Raw genomic sequence first — 14781 nt, 5'->3', positions numbered from 1 at the left:
CTGTGGACCGAGCCTCATGTCAGGTTCTGTCTGTGAATCGAAGGGGAAACCCCGGGCACAAGTTAGCCGACACCTGTCGGTAAAACAACTTGTGTCGGCTAATGTAGAGTGGCGGCCATGGCCACGACGCACCACGGCACCCCGGCCGTCGACCGCCGCGTTCGCCGCACTCACGCGGCCCTGCACAACGCGCTGATCCGACTCACCGAGGAACGGGATCTGGAGCAGATCAGCGTCGCGGACGTGACCGAACAGGCCGGGGTGAACCGCACAACCTTCTACGACCACTACCGGAACGTGCACGAACTGGCCGAGGCGGCCTGCACCTCGACGATTGACAACCTCATCGAGTCACTCCCCACCTTCGACCCCGCCGAGGCCGACCCCGCCTGCTCCCTCGTTGCCTTCTTCGAGATCCTCGGCGAGCACGCCGGCCTCTTCCGCAGCCTGCTGGGCAACCAGGGCAGCCCCCGCGTCATCGGCCACGTCCGCAGCCGCATCACCACCACCGTCCACGTCGCCGTACGCCGGAAAGCCGGCGCCGCGCCGGACAGCGTCTCCTCGGCCGACATCCCGCACGACGTGCCCGCCGCGTTCATCGCCGGCGCGCTCCTCGGCGTGGCCACCGACTGGCTCGAGCGCGGTTGCCCGCGCACCCCGGCCGAGATGGCCGCCCTGACCTGGCCCCTCCTTGTCACCGGCCCGTCCTTCTGAACGCATGCTCGGGAGGAGGATGAGCAACGCCCTGCTGAGCGATCTGGCGGCCGAGCAGACGGCAGCGGTCTTCACCGCGGCGTGGCAGGACACGGCCGCCCGCACCTGGAACCGCCACCGCTCCGCCCTGCGCTCCTTCACCACCTGGGCCGCCGCGCGGTGGAGCATGAACGATCTGGCCGTGCTGATCGAACGACGCCGGGAGAACGCCGACACCACCAAGGCCATCACCGGCACCTGATCGAGGCCCTGTGGCAGCGCCGCGACCTGCCGCTCCGGGACAAGACCCTCTTCCGGCTGCTGTACGAGAGCGCGGCCCGCTCTGCCGAGGTCCTCGGCCTCGACGTCGGCGACCTCGTGCTGGAGGCCAAGCGCGGCCGCGTACGCCGCAAGGGCGGCAGCATCGACTGGATCCTGTGGCAGTCCGGCACCGCCCGGCTGCTGCCCCGCCTGCTCGCCGCTCGTGCCCGCGGCCCGGTCTTCCTGACCGACCGGCGGCCCGGTCCGGCCCGTACACCCGCCGGAGCCGATCTGTGCCCGGTCACCGGCCGCGCCCGGCTGTCCTACGAACGCGCCGAGTACCTGTTCAAACAGGCCACCAAGCACATCGACCCGACCGCGGCCGGCTACACCCTGCACCAGCTGCGCCACTCCCGGCTGACCCACCTGGGCGAGGACGGCTGGTCCTCCTCCATGCTCATGACGTTGTCCGGCCACCGGAACCTGCGCACCCTGGGCATCCACGTCCAGCCCAGCACCGAAGCCGTCGCCGTCGCGCTCGCCGGCGACACTGACCCCGACCTCATACCGTCCGCAGGATGATCGCATGCCTCGTGACCGAAGCCCGATTCGAGTCCAGCGGGTGTCCCGTCTTCGCTGGTGGTGAGCCCGTATCACTACGCCGCACGCCCCGTTGCGCTTCGTCTACCACCCGCCCACACGTCCAGCCGGGCTGCGCGAAATCTACGTCTACGATCCCGACGACCACGACATCGCCCGCCTGGTCTGGCAGGTCTGCGACGAGTGCCGCTGCGGCAGCATCAACAAGATCTCCATCGACCCGGAGTGGCAGCGCCGCGGGCGCGGCCGCCGCCTGATCCTCCGCGCGCTGCGCGACGGACCGGCGTACGCCTGGGCCACCTCGGGGCAATCCCCAGAGGCCAGGAAGTTCTTCCCGATCATGAGCGCGGAAACGGGAGCGGCCTTCACCGCGCACGGCCCCTCATGCCCTCACACCGGTCTCGATCGCAGAGGCCTCGCCGCCGAACACATCCCACCACCGCGCGCAGTGATCGAACACGACATCTGACAACGACACGCCATGGACAATGCCGACCACCAGTCCGCCGCCTCATCCCCAGCGGATGCCGCGCCTGGCTACACCGTTCCTCAACGCCACGACGGCTGGCCCAACTGGCTCGGCCGCTATGCGCGGCGCATGGCCGGGTGGGCAAGGGCCACGAGGCCGGCGACGGCGCAAGCGGCAGCGCTGCCGGCCAGGATCGCCGCCGGAGGCGAATGGTCGAGCAGGATGGCGCCAGCGGCCGCGCCCAGCGGGGAAGCGGCCATCAACAGGGCTCGCTGGGTGCCGAAGAGCCGACCGTGCCAGTTGGGATGAGCCCAGCGCTGGAGCGCGGTCGCCTCAACCGCCGTATACGGGCCCCACACCAGGCCGGACACAGCGAACAGTGCGGCGGCGGCTGGAATGTCATGCAGCAGGGCGAGCGGCAGGGTAACCGCCCCCCACAGGGTGGCGCCGAGCCCGTTGACCAATCCGGGCCGCCGCCGCGCGAGCCGTGGTGCCAGCGGCAGGGCCGCCAGAGCGCCGGTCCCGAACAACACCCACAGCATGCTGTAGGTCACGGGGTTGCCGTCCAGCCGGTCACGGACAAATTCCGGCAATACCGACTCGAATGGCCCGTAGGCCGCGTAGTACACCACGGACAGGGCGACGAGGGTGCGGATTCGGCTCGACCGCCACGGCGACGCCTCCCGTAGGTCCGCCTTCTGCAGGTCCGCCTCCGGTACGGTCGCCCGCGCCTGCCGCATCGGAAGGACGGGGGCGAAGGCGGCTGCGGCAAGAAGGAGGGCCGCGGCGCCCGCCAGGCTGGGGCCCAGACCGAGGAACCCCAGCAGGGACGCGGTCAGCAGTGCGCCGAGCACCAGAGGAAGCTGGTCGCCGACCGCCATCAAGGCGTTCGCCCGGGTGCGCGCGCCTTGGGGGACCAGCAACGGCACACAGACCCGCACGCAGGAGTAGCTGATCGGGGACAGGGCGCCGCACGCCGCACCCAGTACCAGCAAGGGGAGGAGCGGAAGGTCGCCTGACCAGCCGTAGGCCGCCAGAATTCCCAGCAGCGCAGCCCTGGTCACCAGATCGGCCAGGAACGGCAGCCGTGGACCGTATCGGTCGATGGCCCGGCCTCCGACGACCCCGCCCAGCAGGGCAGGCAGCCGCAGGGCGAGCACGGCGAAGGCGGTCTGCACGCCGCTCCATCCCTGTGGTCCCGCAGCCCACAGCACGACATAGATCAGCAAGCTGTCGGCTGTGGAGGCGGCGACCCAGGCCCCGGCCACCGCTCGCATTCGAGCTGGGACCCGGGCTGCCGCGGACTTTTGAGCGGTGACCGATGCGGCGCTCACTGCTCTCTCGCCTCTGCGCCCGCTCCTGCGGAGTGGTCCACGGGGCAGTTTGTGCCGCAGGCGGGCCAGTCGCAGGTACGGCAGGCGGTGTCGGCCTGCGGGCGAGTGCGATGGCGGTTGCGCAGGGCGGTGTCCAGCAGGGCGGCGAGTTGCTCCCGCTGGTCCTCGCGCAGGCCGCTGGTGGCGTGTGCGAAGGCGGCGGCGCGTTCCTGGTACCAGGCGCGCAGGACCTCCAACCCGCGGGGAGTGATGGACAGCCGAGAGGTCCTGGCGGTGGCGGGACCGCGTACGGCCAGGCCGAGGACCTCCAGCCGGTCCATCAGCCGCACGGTTCCCGACTGGGTCAGCCCGACTCGTGGCCGTAGCCATTCGAGGGAGCAGTTCTCATGCCCGGCCAGCAGACTGAGCGCGCTCAGCTCCCGGAAGCCGACCCCCGTCCGGTCTGCGGCGGCCCGCAGGTCGTCATGGGACTCCATGATCCAGGCGCTCAATACATTGTCGGCATGCATGAGTCATTCATTACCTGACGGACAAATCCAAACGTCTCGCAACAGTCGACCCAGGACAAGCGCCCTCTGCGTCGCCGCCGGCGCCGCGATGCTCGGCGCGGGCCGCGGTGTGCAGCCACACCCCGAACAGCAGACCCGCCTCCCCGCTACGGTGTGGGGGTGCGGAAACTCAGCCCGAGGTTGACGTGGGGGTTCGTGGCTCGAGCGTGATGAGGCCTCGGGCATCCTGCTGACGGTGTTGTGGTCCTCCCTCTACCTCATCCTCGGGCGTGTCTTTCAGCTCCTGGTCCTGCTGGGTCGCGGAGATCGTGGTGCTTCGCCACCAGGTTGCCGTATTGCGCCGTCAAGTGAACCGGCCCGATCTTCATCCGGGGGATCGGGTCGTGCTCGCGGCCTTGTCGCGGTTGCTTCCTCGCCCGTCGTGGGATGTCTTCGTCACTCCCGCGACGTTGCTGCGCCGGCACCGTGCCCTGGTGACGCGCCGGCGGACCTACCGGTCCAAGCGCCCGGGCCTTGCCGGCGCCAGCGTTCAGAGTCGGGCTCGTGGCTGTCGGCGGCGTTGACCAGATGGGTATAGCACTGCCGGCACGCTTCGGGGAGTTGACCGCAGTGTCCCCCGCCCGGGGGCTCCAGCAGGCGATGAGGGCGTTGCGGTCGCGATCGACGGCGTACCGCGGCGATTCCCTCGTCGGCGAGTACGGTCACCAGCGTCAAGGTAGCGCAGCCCATGCTCACCGTCACCGCGAAGGTGACCACCGTGGCGATCAGGGGCAGCACCGAGACGCCAGGAAGGCACAACCGGCCGTGATCGGGCGTGCCAGCTCGCGCATCTCAGGTGCTGCCCCTCCTCAACGCCTACCGGTGCACCTGGCACCGGACATTGACTTACTGCTTTGCGACAATGTTCAGCGTCGCGGTCAGACCTGGATCCGGACCGAGACCGTGCCGGTTGTTATGCGATGGTCGGAGCACGGTCCGCCACAAGCGGTGCTGATCTCCAGCGAATCACCGGTGTACGGGCCGACGATCGCGCTCTCCCGGACGAAGAGCAGATCTATCTTGGGGCGCTGGCCGCATGGAGGTTCGGGATCGATCGCCTCGCCCTTGGCGTTGATCACACCGACGGTGGTCTCGCCAACGCCCGGGCAGCTCGGTTCCATGTCGTCAAGCTCCCTGTGCTCGCCGGTGTTGCCGCTGTTGTTCGGCACGTCGAGGCTGGGGGAGTACCAGTTGTCGAGCCGGCCGTAATGCGGCCGGGCATTGAAGTCGCCGCCGATGAGGACGGTGTCCCCATCGGCGTAAAAGTCCTGGAGATGACCCAGCACCGCCGCCAACTGCTGCACATTTATCCTGCTCCCGCCGATCTCCTTGTTGGAACTGGTGATGTGCGTGCTGCAGAACCGCAGATGCGGCCGGGCGGCCAACGGCGCACAGAGGAGCTTGTGAACCCCGCCTTCGTCATCGACCGGCAGGGCGTACTGGCTGGCGATGCCCAGCTGTCGCCGGCTGAAGAGAGCGATGCCGAACCGCTCGCCATCGCAGGCCGCACTCGTGTCGGGTTCCGCGTTCCGGATGGTTGCGAAACGGGAGTAGCTGGTGCCTTCGGGCCAACCGGCCTGGTCCAGCCTTGCCTGTAGCGCTTTGTATTGATCCCAACAGATTTCGTTGAGGGCCGCGAAATCCGCGTTCTGGTTCACGATGGACGCGGCCGCGGCCGCCACCATGCCGTTGGTCGCGGACCCCTGATTCATCGTCCAGCCGGCGACATTCCACTGCCATACGTTGAAGGTCTCGACCACCGGATCAGCGGCGCGTGCCGCACCTCCAGGCAGCAGCATCGCACTGAAGGCCACCACGGCAACGAATAACCGGGCGAGCATTCGCATATGACGTTACTCCGATCTGGCTGGTATCTGCCATTGAAAAGGGCGCCTTTCGCAAAGCGCACCGGTGCGGGCGACAATTGCCGCCGCCACGTGAAATCAACGTACAGGCACATGTCTTCTCGCCGAATCAGTCAAGTGACCAGCCATGTCTGAAGCTGGAAATGCTGATTTGATCGGCTGTCACGCCGCCGCCGGTACCTGCTCCAGCGCCTCCAGCGCGGCGGCCGCGTCGGTGACGCTCATTTCGGCGGTGAACCGTACGGCGTCGCGAACGTCGGCGGGGCCGGCGACCCGCCGCGCCAGCGCGACGTGCCGGTGGAACGACTCACCGAAGGAACTCCTGGCGATGTGTGCGGTGAGCGCGACGAACGCGCGCTCGCGCGCGCTCAGCCGCTCCTCCGACCAGGCCCGCCCGGTACGCGAGGCCAGGAACTCGGCCATCCACGGATCACTCACCGGCCAGGCGACGCCGGGTGAACCTTCGGCCACCCGGCTCGGCTCGGGGGTGGTGTCCAGGCCCAGTTCGGCGGCGACCTGCGCGACCCGGCCCAGAGCGTCGGCCGCCGCCGGATACCCGGCGTAGGGGGCGACGAACCTGACCAGGGCGAGCATGTCGGCGTAGGGGACGCCGTGCATGTTCAGGGCCGTGATGTGCATCGTGAAGCCCAGCCCGAGATGGCCGCGGCAGACGTCGTGTGCGGTGACCTGCAGCAGTTTCTCCCGCACAGTGGTCCCCGGCAGGCCGAACGTGAGCCCGCCCGTCTCCAGCGCCATCTTCTGGAATTCGAGGTCCACCTCGGCCAGCGGACCACTCGGAAGATCGACCATGGAATTTCCCTCCTAGTTTGCGAATCGAACGATTCCGGCGCCGCCGTGGTGTGGATCGCGTACATGTGACCCCCCTCAAAGGTTGAGGAGCCCGGCCGGTGAGACAGCGCTGCAGCACCGGCGCGACCCACCGGGCCAGTTCGTCCGGCGTGGCGGAGGCCAGCGCGTCCCCCTGGACGGCGTGGCGGGCGATCGCCAGCCCGACCAACTGGCCGGCCGTGAGCGCCGCCCGCAGCTCGGGATGATCCACGCCGAGCTCCCGCGTGAGCCTGCCGAGCATGTCGCGGGCCAGGAACTCCCGGATCCGCCTGGCGGCGTGCTCGTCGGTCGCGGCGGAACGGATCAGTCCCAGCAGCGGACCCGGCTGCTCCAGGTCGCCGAGCAGGTCGAGTACGAAGCGGACCAGTCGCTCCCTCGGCGTGGCCACCTGGCGCACGCTCGTCCCGTCGTAACCGACACCGCTGAAGGGCACGGTCGCGGGCGCCACGATGTCGTCCCTGGTGGTCGTGGCCCCCGGCCGGCGACCTGTCCGTTGCGTCTTTCCTCCTCGCCGCACAAGATATATCCTCACCCGAGGATATGTAAGTCGGCAAGTGGGGACTTTTAGCGAAAGGCATACCCATGTACGCAGCCCTGATGAGCCGGGCCGGGCGGCCGCCCACCGGCCCGGCGACGATCTCCAAGGAGGTGCGGTGATGTTCCGTTTCGGAGTCGCCCTGCACGTCCCCTCGACCCGCCGCGAATGGGCGGAAAAGTGCAGGAAGGCCGAATCGCTGGGCTACGACACCATCGCGGTCGCCGACCATCTGGGGATGCCCGCCCCGTTCCCCGCCATCGTGCTGGCCGCCGAGGCCACCGAGCGGGTACGCCTCGGCACGCACATGCTCAACGCCAACTTCTACCGGCCCGCCCTGGCTGCCCGCGATATCGCCAGCACCGACCTGTTCATCGATGGGCGATTGGAGTTGGGGCTGGGCGCCGGCCACGCCAGGCACGAATTCGAGGCGGCCGGGCTCCCGTACGGAAGCGGCGGCGAGCGCGTGGACGGCCTCCGGCGCATGGTGTCAGAGCTACGCAGACTGTTCGCCGACCCCGAGGTGCTGCCGCGCCCGGCCCAACGACCGGGACCGCCCCTCATGATCGCCGGGCGAGGAGACCGGCTGCTGCGGTACGCGGCGCGCGAAGCCGACATCATCGGCTTCAGCGGGGCCGACACCTCCAGGCACGAGGACGGCGGCCTGCCGGCGTTCGCCTCCGCCGATTCCATGGCCGAACGGGTGGACTTCGTCCGGGCCGCGCTGGGCGACCGGGCCGGAGAGGTGGAGTTCAACAGCACCGTTCCCACCGTCGTCATCACGAACGACAGCAGGCCGGCGCTGGAGAAGGCGGCCCCCTTCGCGCCCCACCTCAGCATCGAGGAACGGGCCGAAGCGCCGAGCCTGCTGGTCGGCACGACCCAGCAGATCGCCGACAAGCTGCGCAAGAACCGCGAGCGGCTCGGGTTCGGCTACATCACCGTCCTGGAGGGCGGCATGGACGCGATGGGGCAGGTCATGGAACTGCTCCGATAACCGGTGTAAGCCGACCGGTCAAATTACTGATATAGCTGCACGGCTGCCCCATTAGCGTAATTCGCGACCAGAAAAGTGAGGAGAGAACGTGTCTGTGGCAAAGTTCATTCTGGTTCCGGCGGCGGCCGCCCTCGTCATCATGGCAGCCGATGTGACGACGGCCACCGCTCAACCGTCCGGCGTCACGGCGGCCGCCGGCGGCGAGGCCGTGAAACGTAAGTCGTTCAAATGCGCCTCGCCCAAGGGCAAGAAGCTCAACCTCTCCTGGGATCCGGGAATCGTCTCCGTCACCGTCTACTTCAACAATCACTGCAAGCAGAAACGCCATATCAAGCTCGACTTCAAGCAGGCCACCGACGTGTGCTTCACCGTCAATCCGAAGACCAAGGGAAAGAAGAAGGTCTACACCACTGGAGCGGTGCTCCGGTCGATAACATCCCCTTCGGAGTGCTGACACCATGAACGCGGACGTGATCGTCGCTGGTGCCGGGCCGACTGGGTTGTTGCTCGCCGGCGACCTGGCCGGTGCCGGGATCCGCGTGATGCTGGTCGAGCGGCGTACGGAGCAGTCGCCGTTGTCGCGGGCCTTCGCCGTGCACGCGCGAACCCTGGAGATGCTCGACATGCGCGGTCTGGCCGACCAGGCTCTGGCCACCGGCACCACGGTCCCGGGCCTGCTGATCTGGGACCACGTCAAGATCGGGATGACCGAACTGCCGGGCCGCCACCCATACATGCTCATCACGCCGCAGTACGAGATCGAGCGGCTCCTGGCGAAGCGAGCCCTGGACAACGGCGCCGAACTGCTGTCCGGGCATGAGGTCGCGGGCCTGGAGCAGGACGGCGGCGGGGTGGACGTGCGGGTGCGGACCCTGGACGGGGACGCGCGGATCTTGCGAGCCTCCTATGTGGTGGGAGCCGACGGCAGGTACAGCGTCGTGCGCGAGGCCGCCGGGATTTCCTTTCCCGGCCACGCCGTCGCGCAGTCGATGATGCTCGCCGATGTCAAGCTGGCCGAGAGGCCCACCGAGTTGCTGTCGGTCAACGGCGTGCGGCAGGGGTTCGTGTTCATCGCCCCGTTCGGGGACGGCTGGTATCGCGTCATCGGCCGAAACCACACGAACGGCGACCTGTCCGACGAGGTGCCGGTGGACTTCGAGGAGTTGAAGTGGCTGACCCGCAAGGCGTACGGCACCGACTTCGGCATGCACGACCCGCGCTGGATGTCGCGTTTCCACAGCGAGGAGCGGCAGGCCGTCCACTACCGGGCCGGCCGGGTGTTCCTCGTCGGCGACGCCGCGCACGTGCACGCGCCCGCCGGCGGCCAGGGCATGAACACCGGCCTGCAGGACGCCGCCAACCTGAGCTGGAAGCTGGTGGCGGCGGTACGCGGCTGGGCGCGGCCGGGCCTGCTGGACAGCTACGAGCGTGAGCGGCATCCAGTGGGCAGGACCGTGCTGCGTACCAGTGGACTGCTGACCCGGCTGGCGCTCCTGCGCTCGCTGGTCCTGCGCGCGGTGCGCAACCAGGTCAGCGGGGCGCTCATGCGGGTCGGGCCGATCCGCCGGTCCGTGGCCCGCAACATGCTGTCCGGCATCGCCATCGGCTACCCGGCGCCGGGCGCCGCCTTCGCAGGAGCGGGTAAGCGCGTCCCCGACTTCGCGATCGAGGGCGAAACACCCGGCAGGCTGTACGAGGCCCTGCGCGGCGGCAGGTTCGTGCTCAGCACCCCGCTCAACCCGCCGGTCGGCTGGAGCGACCGAGCCGATCACGTCGTCCCAGGCGGGGCCGGCGCGAGGAGCATGCTCGTCCGGCCCGACGGCTACCTCGCCTGGGCGAGTGACAAGCCCAGCACCGGCGACCTGGCCCGTACCCTGACCGAGTGGTGCGGTCCGGCCGGTGTCGGCACATAGAAGGCGCCGGTGGGGCGGACGCTCGCGCGTACCGGCGGAGCCGGCCGGCCTGGCAGGGCCTGCTTGTCGCGCAGGTGGCAGGTCAGCACCCGCGTCGGGGCGTCGCCGGGACACGTGGCCTTCGACCACGCCCCGGCCAACCCCGCACTGCGGGCGGTGAGGGCCGCGATCTCCGCCGACCTGGTCGAGCTGTGGCCCGGCGGTCCCGAAACCACGAGGTCGGCGGCCTTGCCTGCCTCGATCGTGCCCACGGTGTGCCGCAGCCCATGCGCCGGTGCCGTCGGTCGCCGTCGCATCGGTGAGAGCCCAGCCTCTCCAGGGGACGCCGCGGCGAATCCGTCGGCCGACCCGTCTCGCTTCCGGCCGGTCGTTTGACAGATTCGCGACCAGACTTGGATCTATAGCGTGAGAACTCTCCAGGGCAGCGTCGAGCGGATGGGATCGGTCATGCTCATAGGGCGGGTCGAGGAGCAGGCGGCCATCGATCGGCTGCTCATGGACGCCCGCTCCGGCAGGAGCGGGGCGCTGGTGGTGCGCGGCGAGGCCGGGATCGGCAAGTCGGCGCTGCTCGACTACGCCGCCGAGGCGGCCGATGACGAGATCCGCGTGCTGCGCGGAGCGGGTTTCGAGCCGGAGATGGAGCTGCCCTTCGCCGGCTTGCACCTCCTCCTGCATGGCGCGCTCGACGGCATCGGCCGGCTGCCCGACGGGCAGGCGGGAGCGCTGCGGGGCGCGCTCGGCATGGGGCGCGCGTCGGGCGGGGATCGGTTCCTGGCCGGGCTGGCGGTGCTCACCCTGCTGGCCGATCTCGCGGAGCAGCGTCCGCTGCTGTGCCTGGTGGATGACGCGCAGTGGCTCGATCACGCGTCGGCGGAGGCGTTGCTGTTCGCCGCCCGTCGCCTGGAGGCGGAAGGCGTCGTGATCATCTTCGCCGCCCGCGAGGACGAGCACGCCTTTCCCGCAGTCGGCGTGCCGGACTTGCACCTGTCGGGACTCGACACCGAGTGCGCCGCCGAACTGCTGACCAAGCACGCCGGCGACCTGGCCCCGCAGGCATGTGCGCGTTTGCTCGAAGAGGCGCAGGGCAACCCGCTGGCCCTGCTGGAGCTGCCGACGCTCCTCACCCGGGCGCAATGCGCCGGCGAGTCACCCATCCGGGCCATCGGCATCGGATCCGGTCCCGCGCCCGGCCGCGTTCATCGGGCCTTCCGTGACCACATCACGCGGCTGCCGAAAGGAGTTCAGACCGTGCTGCTGGTGGCCGCCGCGGACGACACCGGTGACCTCGACGTCGTACTGGGAGCGGCACGCAAACTCGGCGCCGACCTGGCGGACATCGACGCCGCCGAGGCCGCGGGCCTGATCCACCTCGGCGACGGCCGCATCCGCTTCCGGCATCCGCTCGTACGTGCCGCCGCCTACCACGTCGCTTCCCTGATGCGGCGGCTGGCGGTCCACCGTGCCCTGGCGCAGACCTTGGCCGGACGTCCTGGCGACGTGGACCGCTGGGCCTGGCACCTGTCCACCGCGGCGACCGGGCCCGACGAGGAGACCGCCGCGGCCCTGGAACGCAGCGCGGAGCACGCCCGTACCAGAGGAGGGCACGCGGCGGTGGCGGCGGCCTGCGAGCGCGCGGCCCAGCTCAGCCCCGACCCGCGCGACCGAGGCCGTCGTCTCACCGCCGCCGCGGCGGCGGCCGCGGAGGCCGGGCTGTACGCACGTGCGGCGGACCTCGCCGACAGGGCGGCATCAGAGGTGACCGACCCGATGGCGCTGGCGTTCCTCGCCCGGACTCGCGCGATGGTCGCGATGGCGCACGGTCACGCGCAGATCGCCCACACGCTCCTCGCCCAGGCGGCTGAGACCGTCATCGAGCAGGCCGAGGACGTGGCCATCATGCTGTACTTCGAAGCACTCACCCCGGCCTGGATCGGCAGCGACTACACCGCTCTCACTCAGACGGCGGCACGCGTATCCCAATTGCGCGTCCCCACCGCGGGCCGGCTGTGGCCGTTGACGCGAGCGCTCGCAGGAATGGGTGGCCTGGCCGCCGAGGAGCCACCGACGGGCCTGGCGTGGCTACGCGACCTGATCGAAGGCTTGCGCGACCGCTCCGAGCCCATGGAGCTCCAGGAACGCGCCCGGCTCGCCATCTGGGACCTGGTGATCGGCGACGACATGGTCGCCTACGAAAGGGCCGCGGCCATCGAGCGCGAATGTCGCGCCCAGGGCGCGATCGGGCTCCTGCCGCTGGCGCTCGTCCTCGTGGCCCGCTCCCAGATGTTCCTCGGGCTGCACCGTGACGCCCTGGCCAGCGCCAAGGAAGGACTGCGCATCGCGCGTGACACCGACCAGGGGCACTACGCGGCTCTGCTGATCGGAGTCATGACCTACCTGGCCGCGATCGAAGGCGACGAAGAGCGCTGCCAGGCGCTGGCGGAGGAGATCGCCGGCGTTCGCGACGCCGCCACGGGAGGCATGCGATGCGTCTCGCTCAACCTGCTTGACCTCGCCTTGGGACGGCCGGAGGCGGCTCTGCACCGGGCCGAGGAGTTCGGCGCCTTCGGGCCCGCAGCCCGTACCGTGATGGTCATGCACCGTATGCCGGACCTGGTCGAGGCGGCGGTGCGGGCCGGCCGGAACGACTTCGCGGCGGCGGCCTCCGAACGGGTGCAGATATGGGCCGCCCAGACCCCCATGCCCTGGGCCGGCGCGGTGGCACTGCGCTGCCGGGCGCTGCTGGCCCCGGACGAGGAGGCCGAGCGGTATTTCGAACAGGCGCTTCGGCTGCACCTGCGGGGCGGCCGGTTGTTCGAGCGGGCCCGTACGGAACTGCTGTACGGCGAGTGGCTACGACGGCTGCGCCGGCGCGCGGACGCCTGCCGTCAGTTGCGGTCCGCCATGGAGATCTTCGAACGGCTCGGCTCGCGTCCGTGGGCCGACCGCGCTCGTGCGGAGCTGCGCGCCGCGGGGGAACGCCAGATCATGGAGGGACATGTTCCCGCCGGAGCGCTGGATCGGCTCACGCCCCAGGAACTGCAGATCATCCGGATGGCGGCCAGGGGCATGAGCAACAGGGACATCGCCGCACAACTCTTCCTCAGCCCGCGGACCATCGGCTATCACCTGTACAAGGCGTATCCGAAGCTCGGGGTGGCGTCCCGGGCCGAGCTGGCCACGCTCGATCTCGGAGAGAACGGACGGCTTCTCGATTGAGCGCGCCTGTCGTACGCCAAGTTGGAGGGTGTCGTTCGGTCTGCTCTCCGTCTCGATGGTGAAGGCGAGGTCAGCTGGCGTCGTCTTCGGGATGGGGCTTCTGGTGTGGCTGGCCGCGTTGTGGACGAAAGTCAGGTACAGGCTGTGCCGATGTTGCGCTTGGTGGGGCGGGGGAGTCGGACGACGGCGATGTGACGGGTTCGTCGTGGACCTGCCCGACTACGTGTGGAAGCTCACCTGCAAGTGGGCCAGGCATAGCCCCCCCATGGCAGCAGAGAGCACCGCGGCCGGATTCGGGTTGAGGGTGACGGCGACGGCGGCCTGGCGGCGGCCTGGCGGCGGCCGTCGAGAGTGCTGACGACGATGCCGGTGTAGCCGCGCACGCCGCCGATGTGGCCGTAGACCGGGCCGCAGCCGAGGTCGTACCGGTGCACACCGAGCCCGAAGCCCTGCACCCACGGCATGGGGTTGTCACGGACGGGCACCGTGGCGGTCATCTCTTTCATGAGCGCGGGCGGCAGCAGCTTCCCGTTGAACAGCGCGCGGTAGACCTGGGTCAGCTCGTCCACCGTGGAGATCATCGATCCGGCCGGGCCGCTCTGGTTGATGGTCTGGGTGGTGAAGTCCACCAGGTGGGCGAAGTCGGCGTCCGGCTTGCCCGGCAGGTCGGCGGGCAGGTACCCGTGCAGGTGACGGTCCCGGATGGCGGCCTGGCCGTCGGCGTAGTACGTGTCACGCAGTCGGAGCGGCCTGACGACGCGGCGGGCGACCTGCCCGGCGTAGGTGTCGCCGGTGACGCGCTCGACGAGCTTGCCCAGCAGGACGTAGTTGATGTTCGAGTATGTCGCCTCCCGGCTGCCGGGCTCGGTGGCCGGGAGACGGAAAGCGAGGGACAGCCTGCGGTCGTCGGTGAGGCGTTCGAGGCGGCGCCGCTGCCAGTCGGCGGACGTCTTCAGGCCGAGCGCGTCGTAGAAGTCGGGCAGGCCGCTGGTGTGGCGGAGCAGGTCCCTGACAGTGACGCGGGAGCCGCTGGGGACGCCCTCCAGATAGCGGCCGATGGGCTCGTCGAGGCCGATCTTGTGTTCGGCGACGAGCTGGAGCACGACCACAGGCCGGGCGGTGAAGGTCTTGGTGATGCTGGCGATGCGGTAGCGGTCGCCCGCCTTCGCGGGCCGGCCGGTGCGCGTGTCGGCGACCCCGGCGGCGACGTCCTCAACCCCCTTTTCCGTACGGATCGCCAGTACGGCGGCGGGCGCGCCGGCGTCCACCACGGCTTGTACGGCGTCGCGGATCTCCTGGGCGGGAGCGGCGTTGAGCGTCGCCGCCAGGACCAGTGCGATGATGCTTCTCATGGCCGTCGAAACCAGGTGGCCCGCGGCGGGGTTCGCATCGGAGCACAGTCGTGATGCGTTCGTGGTCCTCCGGCGTACGGTGTCATCCTTTCGCGTATTTCCGCCCCCGCGGCTGGGCCGGCGTACCCGGCGATGGCTACCGTCATGCG

Annotated in this window: 13 protein-coding genes and 1 pseudogene; 8 read left to right on the top strand and 6 right to left on the bottom strand. The window is 69.7% G+C overall.

Annotation, left to right across the window (positions count from 1 at the left end):
- The first annotated feature begins 117 nt into the window (after nucleotides 1-117).
- The 4 genes from AB0J87_RS60580 to AB0J87_RS60565 all read left to right on the top strand — a co-directional run bounded on the left by AB0J87_RS60580 (nucleotide 118) and on the right by AB0J87_RS60565 (nucleotide 2023).
- Nucleotides 118-714 carry a TetR/AcrR family transcriptional regulator C-terminal domain-containing protein gene (locus tag AB0J87_RS60580; protein WP_363984562.1) on the top strand — a complete coding sequence of 199 codons (597 nt, stop codon included), beginning with the start codon at nucleotides 118-120 and terminating at the stop codon, nucleotides 712-714.
- A gap of 19 nt (nucleotides 715-733) precedes the next feature.
- Nucleotides 734-955 (top strand): hypothetical protein, encoded by a 222-nt coding sequence (locus AB0J87_RS60575; protein ID WP_363984560.1) that lies wholly within the window; start codon nucleotides 734-736, stop codon nucleotides 953-955.
- Nucleotides 874-1536 carry a site-specific integrase gene (locus AB0J87_RS60570; RefSeq protein ID WP_363984558.1) on the top strand — a complete coding sequence of 221 codons (663 nt, stop codon included), beginning with the start codon at nucleotides 874-876 and terminating at the stop codon, nucleotides 1534-1536. The genes AB0J87_RS60575 and AB0J87_RS60570 overlap by 82 nt, the downstream gene beginning before the upstream one ends.
- Before the next feature lie 91 nt (nucleotides 1537-1627).
- The gene (locus AB0J87_RS60565; protein ID WP_363984556.1) at nucleotides 1628-2023 is read left to right on the top strand and encodes a hypothetical protein; all 396 of its coding nucleotides are present in this window, start codon (nucleotides 1628-1630) and stop codon (nucleotides 2021-2023) included.
- Between the two features lie 116 nt (nucleotides 2024-2139).
- Here the strand turns inward: AB0J87_RS60565 and AB0J87_RS60560 are convergent, their stop codons facing one another.
- From AB0J87_RS60560 to AB0J87_RS60540, 5 genes and pseudogenes are all read right to left on the bottom strand, one after another.
- The gene (locus tag AB0J87_RS60560; protein WP_363984554.1) at nucleotides 2140-3300 is read right to left on the bottom strand and encodes an MFS transporter; all 1161 of its coding nucleotides are present in this window, start codon (nucleotides 3298-3300) and stop codon (nucleotides 2140-2142) included.
- A gap of 53 nt (nucleotides 3301-3353) precedes the next feature.
- Nucleotides 3354-3866, bottom strand: coding sequence for a MarR family winged helix-turn-helix transcriptional regulator (locus tag AB0J87_RS60555; RefSeq protein WP_363984552.1), 513 nt, complete (start codon nucleotides 3864-3866; stop codon nucleotides 3354-3356).
- Between the two features lie 917 nt (nucleotides 3867-4783).
- On the bottom strand, nucleotides 4784-5752 hold the full coding sequence (locus tag AB0J87_RS60550; protein ID WP_363984550.1) for an endonuclease/exonuclease/phosphatase family protein: 969 nt from the start codon (nucleotides 5750-5752) through the stop codon (nucleotides 4784-4786).
- A 180-nt stretch (nucleotides 5753-5932) separates the two neighbouring features.
- Nucleotides 5933-6580 (bottom strand): hypothetical protein, encoded by a 648-nt coding sequence (locus tag AB0J87_RS60545; protein ID WP_363984661.1) that lies wholly within the window; start codon nucleotides 6578-6580, stop codon nucleotides 5933-5935.
- Between the two features lie 160 nt (nucleotides 6581-6740).
- Nucleotides 6741-7007, bottom strand: a pseudogene (locus AB0J87_RS60540) (hypothetical protein); the annotation flags it as partial.
- Nucleotides 7008-7275: 268 nt separating this feature from the next.
- Between AB0J87_RS60540 and AB0J87_RS60535 the strand changes: the two are divergent.
- From AB0J87_RS60535 to AB0J87_RS60520, 4 genes are all read left to right on the top strand, one after another.
- On the top strand, nucleotides 7276-8151 hold the full coding sequence (locus AB0J87_RS60535) for a TIGR03621 family F420-dependent LLM class oxidoreductase (RefSeq protein WP_363984548.1): 876 nt from the start codon (nucleotides 7276-7278) through the stop codon (nucleotides 8149-8151).
- A gap of 88 nt (nucleotides 8152-8239) precedes the next feature.
- The gene (locus tag AB0J87_RS60530) at nucleotides 8240-8605 is read left to right on the top strand and encodes a hypothetical protein (protein WP_363984546.1); all 366 of its coding nucleotides are present in this window, start codon (nucleotides 8240-8242) and stop codon (nucleotides 8603-8605) included.
- A 4-nt stretch (nucleotides 8606-8609) separates the two neighbouring features.
- A complete protein-coding gene (locus AB0J87_RS60525; RefSeq protein WP_363984544.1) occupies nucleotides 8610-10064 on the top strand; it encodes an FAD-dependent monooxygenase in 1455 nt (484 codons plus the stop codon).
- A 405-nt stretch (nucleotides 10065-10469) separates the two neighbouring features.
- The gene (locus AB0J87_RS60520) at nucleotides 10470-13280 is read left to right on the top strand and encodes an AAA family ATPase (RefSeq protein ID WP_363984542.1); all 2811 of its coding nucleotides are present in this window, start codon (nucleotides 10470-10472) and stop codon (nucleotides 13278-13280) included.
- Nucleotides 13281-13513: 233 nt separating this feature from the next.
- On the opposite strand, the gene AB0J87_RS60515 is transcribed toward AB0J87_RS60520, so the two are convergent.
- The gene (locus tag AB0J87_RS60515) at nucleotides 13514-14632 is read right to left on the bottom strand and encodes a serine hydrolase domain-containing protein (protein WP_363984540.1); all 1119 of its coding nucleotides are present in this window, start codon (nucleotides 14630-14632) and stop codon (nucleotides 13514-13516) included.
- Nucleotides 14633-14781 lie beyond the last annotated feature (149 nt).

The sequence above is a fragment of the Nonomuraea sp. NPDC049625 genome (assembly GCF_040675285.1).
Lineage (GTDB): Bacteria > Actinomycetota > Actinomycetes > Streptosporangiales > Streptosporangiaceae > Nonomuraea > Nonomuraea angiospora_A.
The sequence above is the reverse complement of the archived record's forward strand: the minus strand, read 5'-3'. Positions and strand labels throughout refer to the sequence as shown.

What these genes read in the sequence shown, in the direction of transcription:
- AB0J87_RS60525 (WP_363984544.1), top strand. Translation starts at nt 8,610, where the DNA reads ATGAACGCGGACGTGATCGTCGCTGGTGCCGGGCCGACTGGGTTGTTG.
- AB0J87_RS60535 (WP_363984548.1), top strand. Translation starts at nt 7,276, where the DNA reads ATGTTCCGTTTCGGAGTCGCCCTGCACGTCCCCTCGACCCGCCGCGAA.
- AB0J87_RS60555 (WP_363984552.1), bottom strand. Translation starts at nt 3,866, where the DNA reads ATGCATGCCGACAATGTATTGAGCGCCTGGATCATGGAGTCCCATGAC.
- AB0J87_RS60580 (WP_363984562.1), top strand. Translation starts at nt 118, where the DNA reads ATGGCCACGACGCACCACGGCACCCCGGCCGTCGACCGCCGCGTTCGC.
- AB0J87_RS60515 (WP_363984540.1), bottom strand. Translation starts at nt 14,632, where the DNA reads ATGAGAAGCATCATCGCACTGGTCCTGGCGGCGACGCTCAACGCCGCT.
- AB0J87_RS60575 (WP_363984560.1), top strand. Translation starts at nt 734, where the DNA reads ATGAGCAACGCCCTGCTGAGCGATCTGGCGGCCGAGCAGACGGCAGCG.
- AB0J87_RS60550 (WP_363984550.1), bottom strand. Translation starts at nt 5,752, where the DNA reads ATGCGAATGCTCGCCCGGTTATTCGTTGCCGTGGTGGCCTTCAGTGCG.
- AB0J87_RS60560 (WP_363984554.1), bottom strand. Translation starts at nt 3,300, where the DNA reads ATGCGAGCGGTGGCCGGGGCCTGGGTCGCCGCCTCCACAGCCGACAGC.
- AB0J87_RS60545 (WP_363984661.1), bottom strand. Translation starts at nt 6,580, where the DNA reads ATGGTCGATCTTCCGAGTGGTCCGCTGGCCGAGGTGGACCTCGAATTC.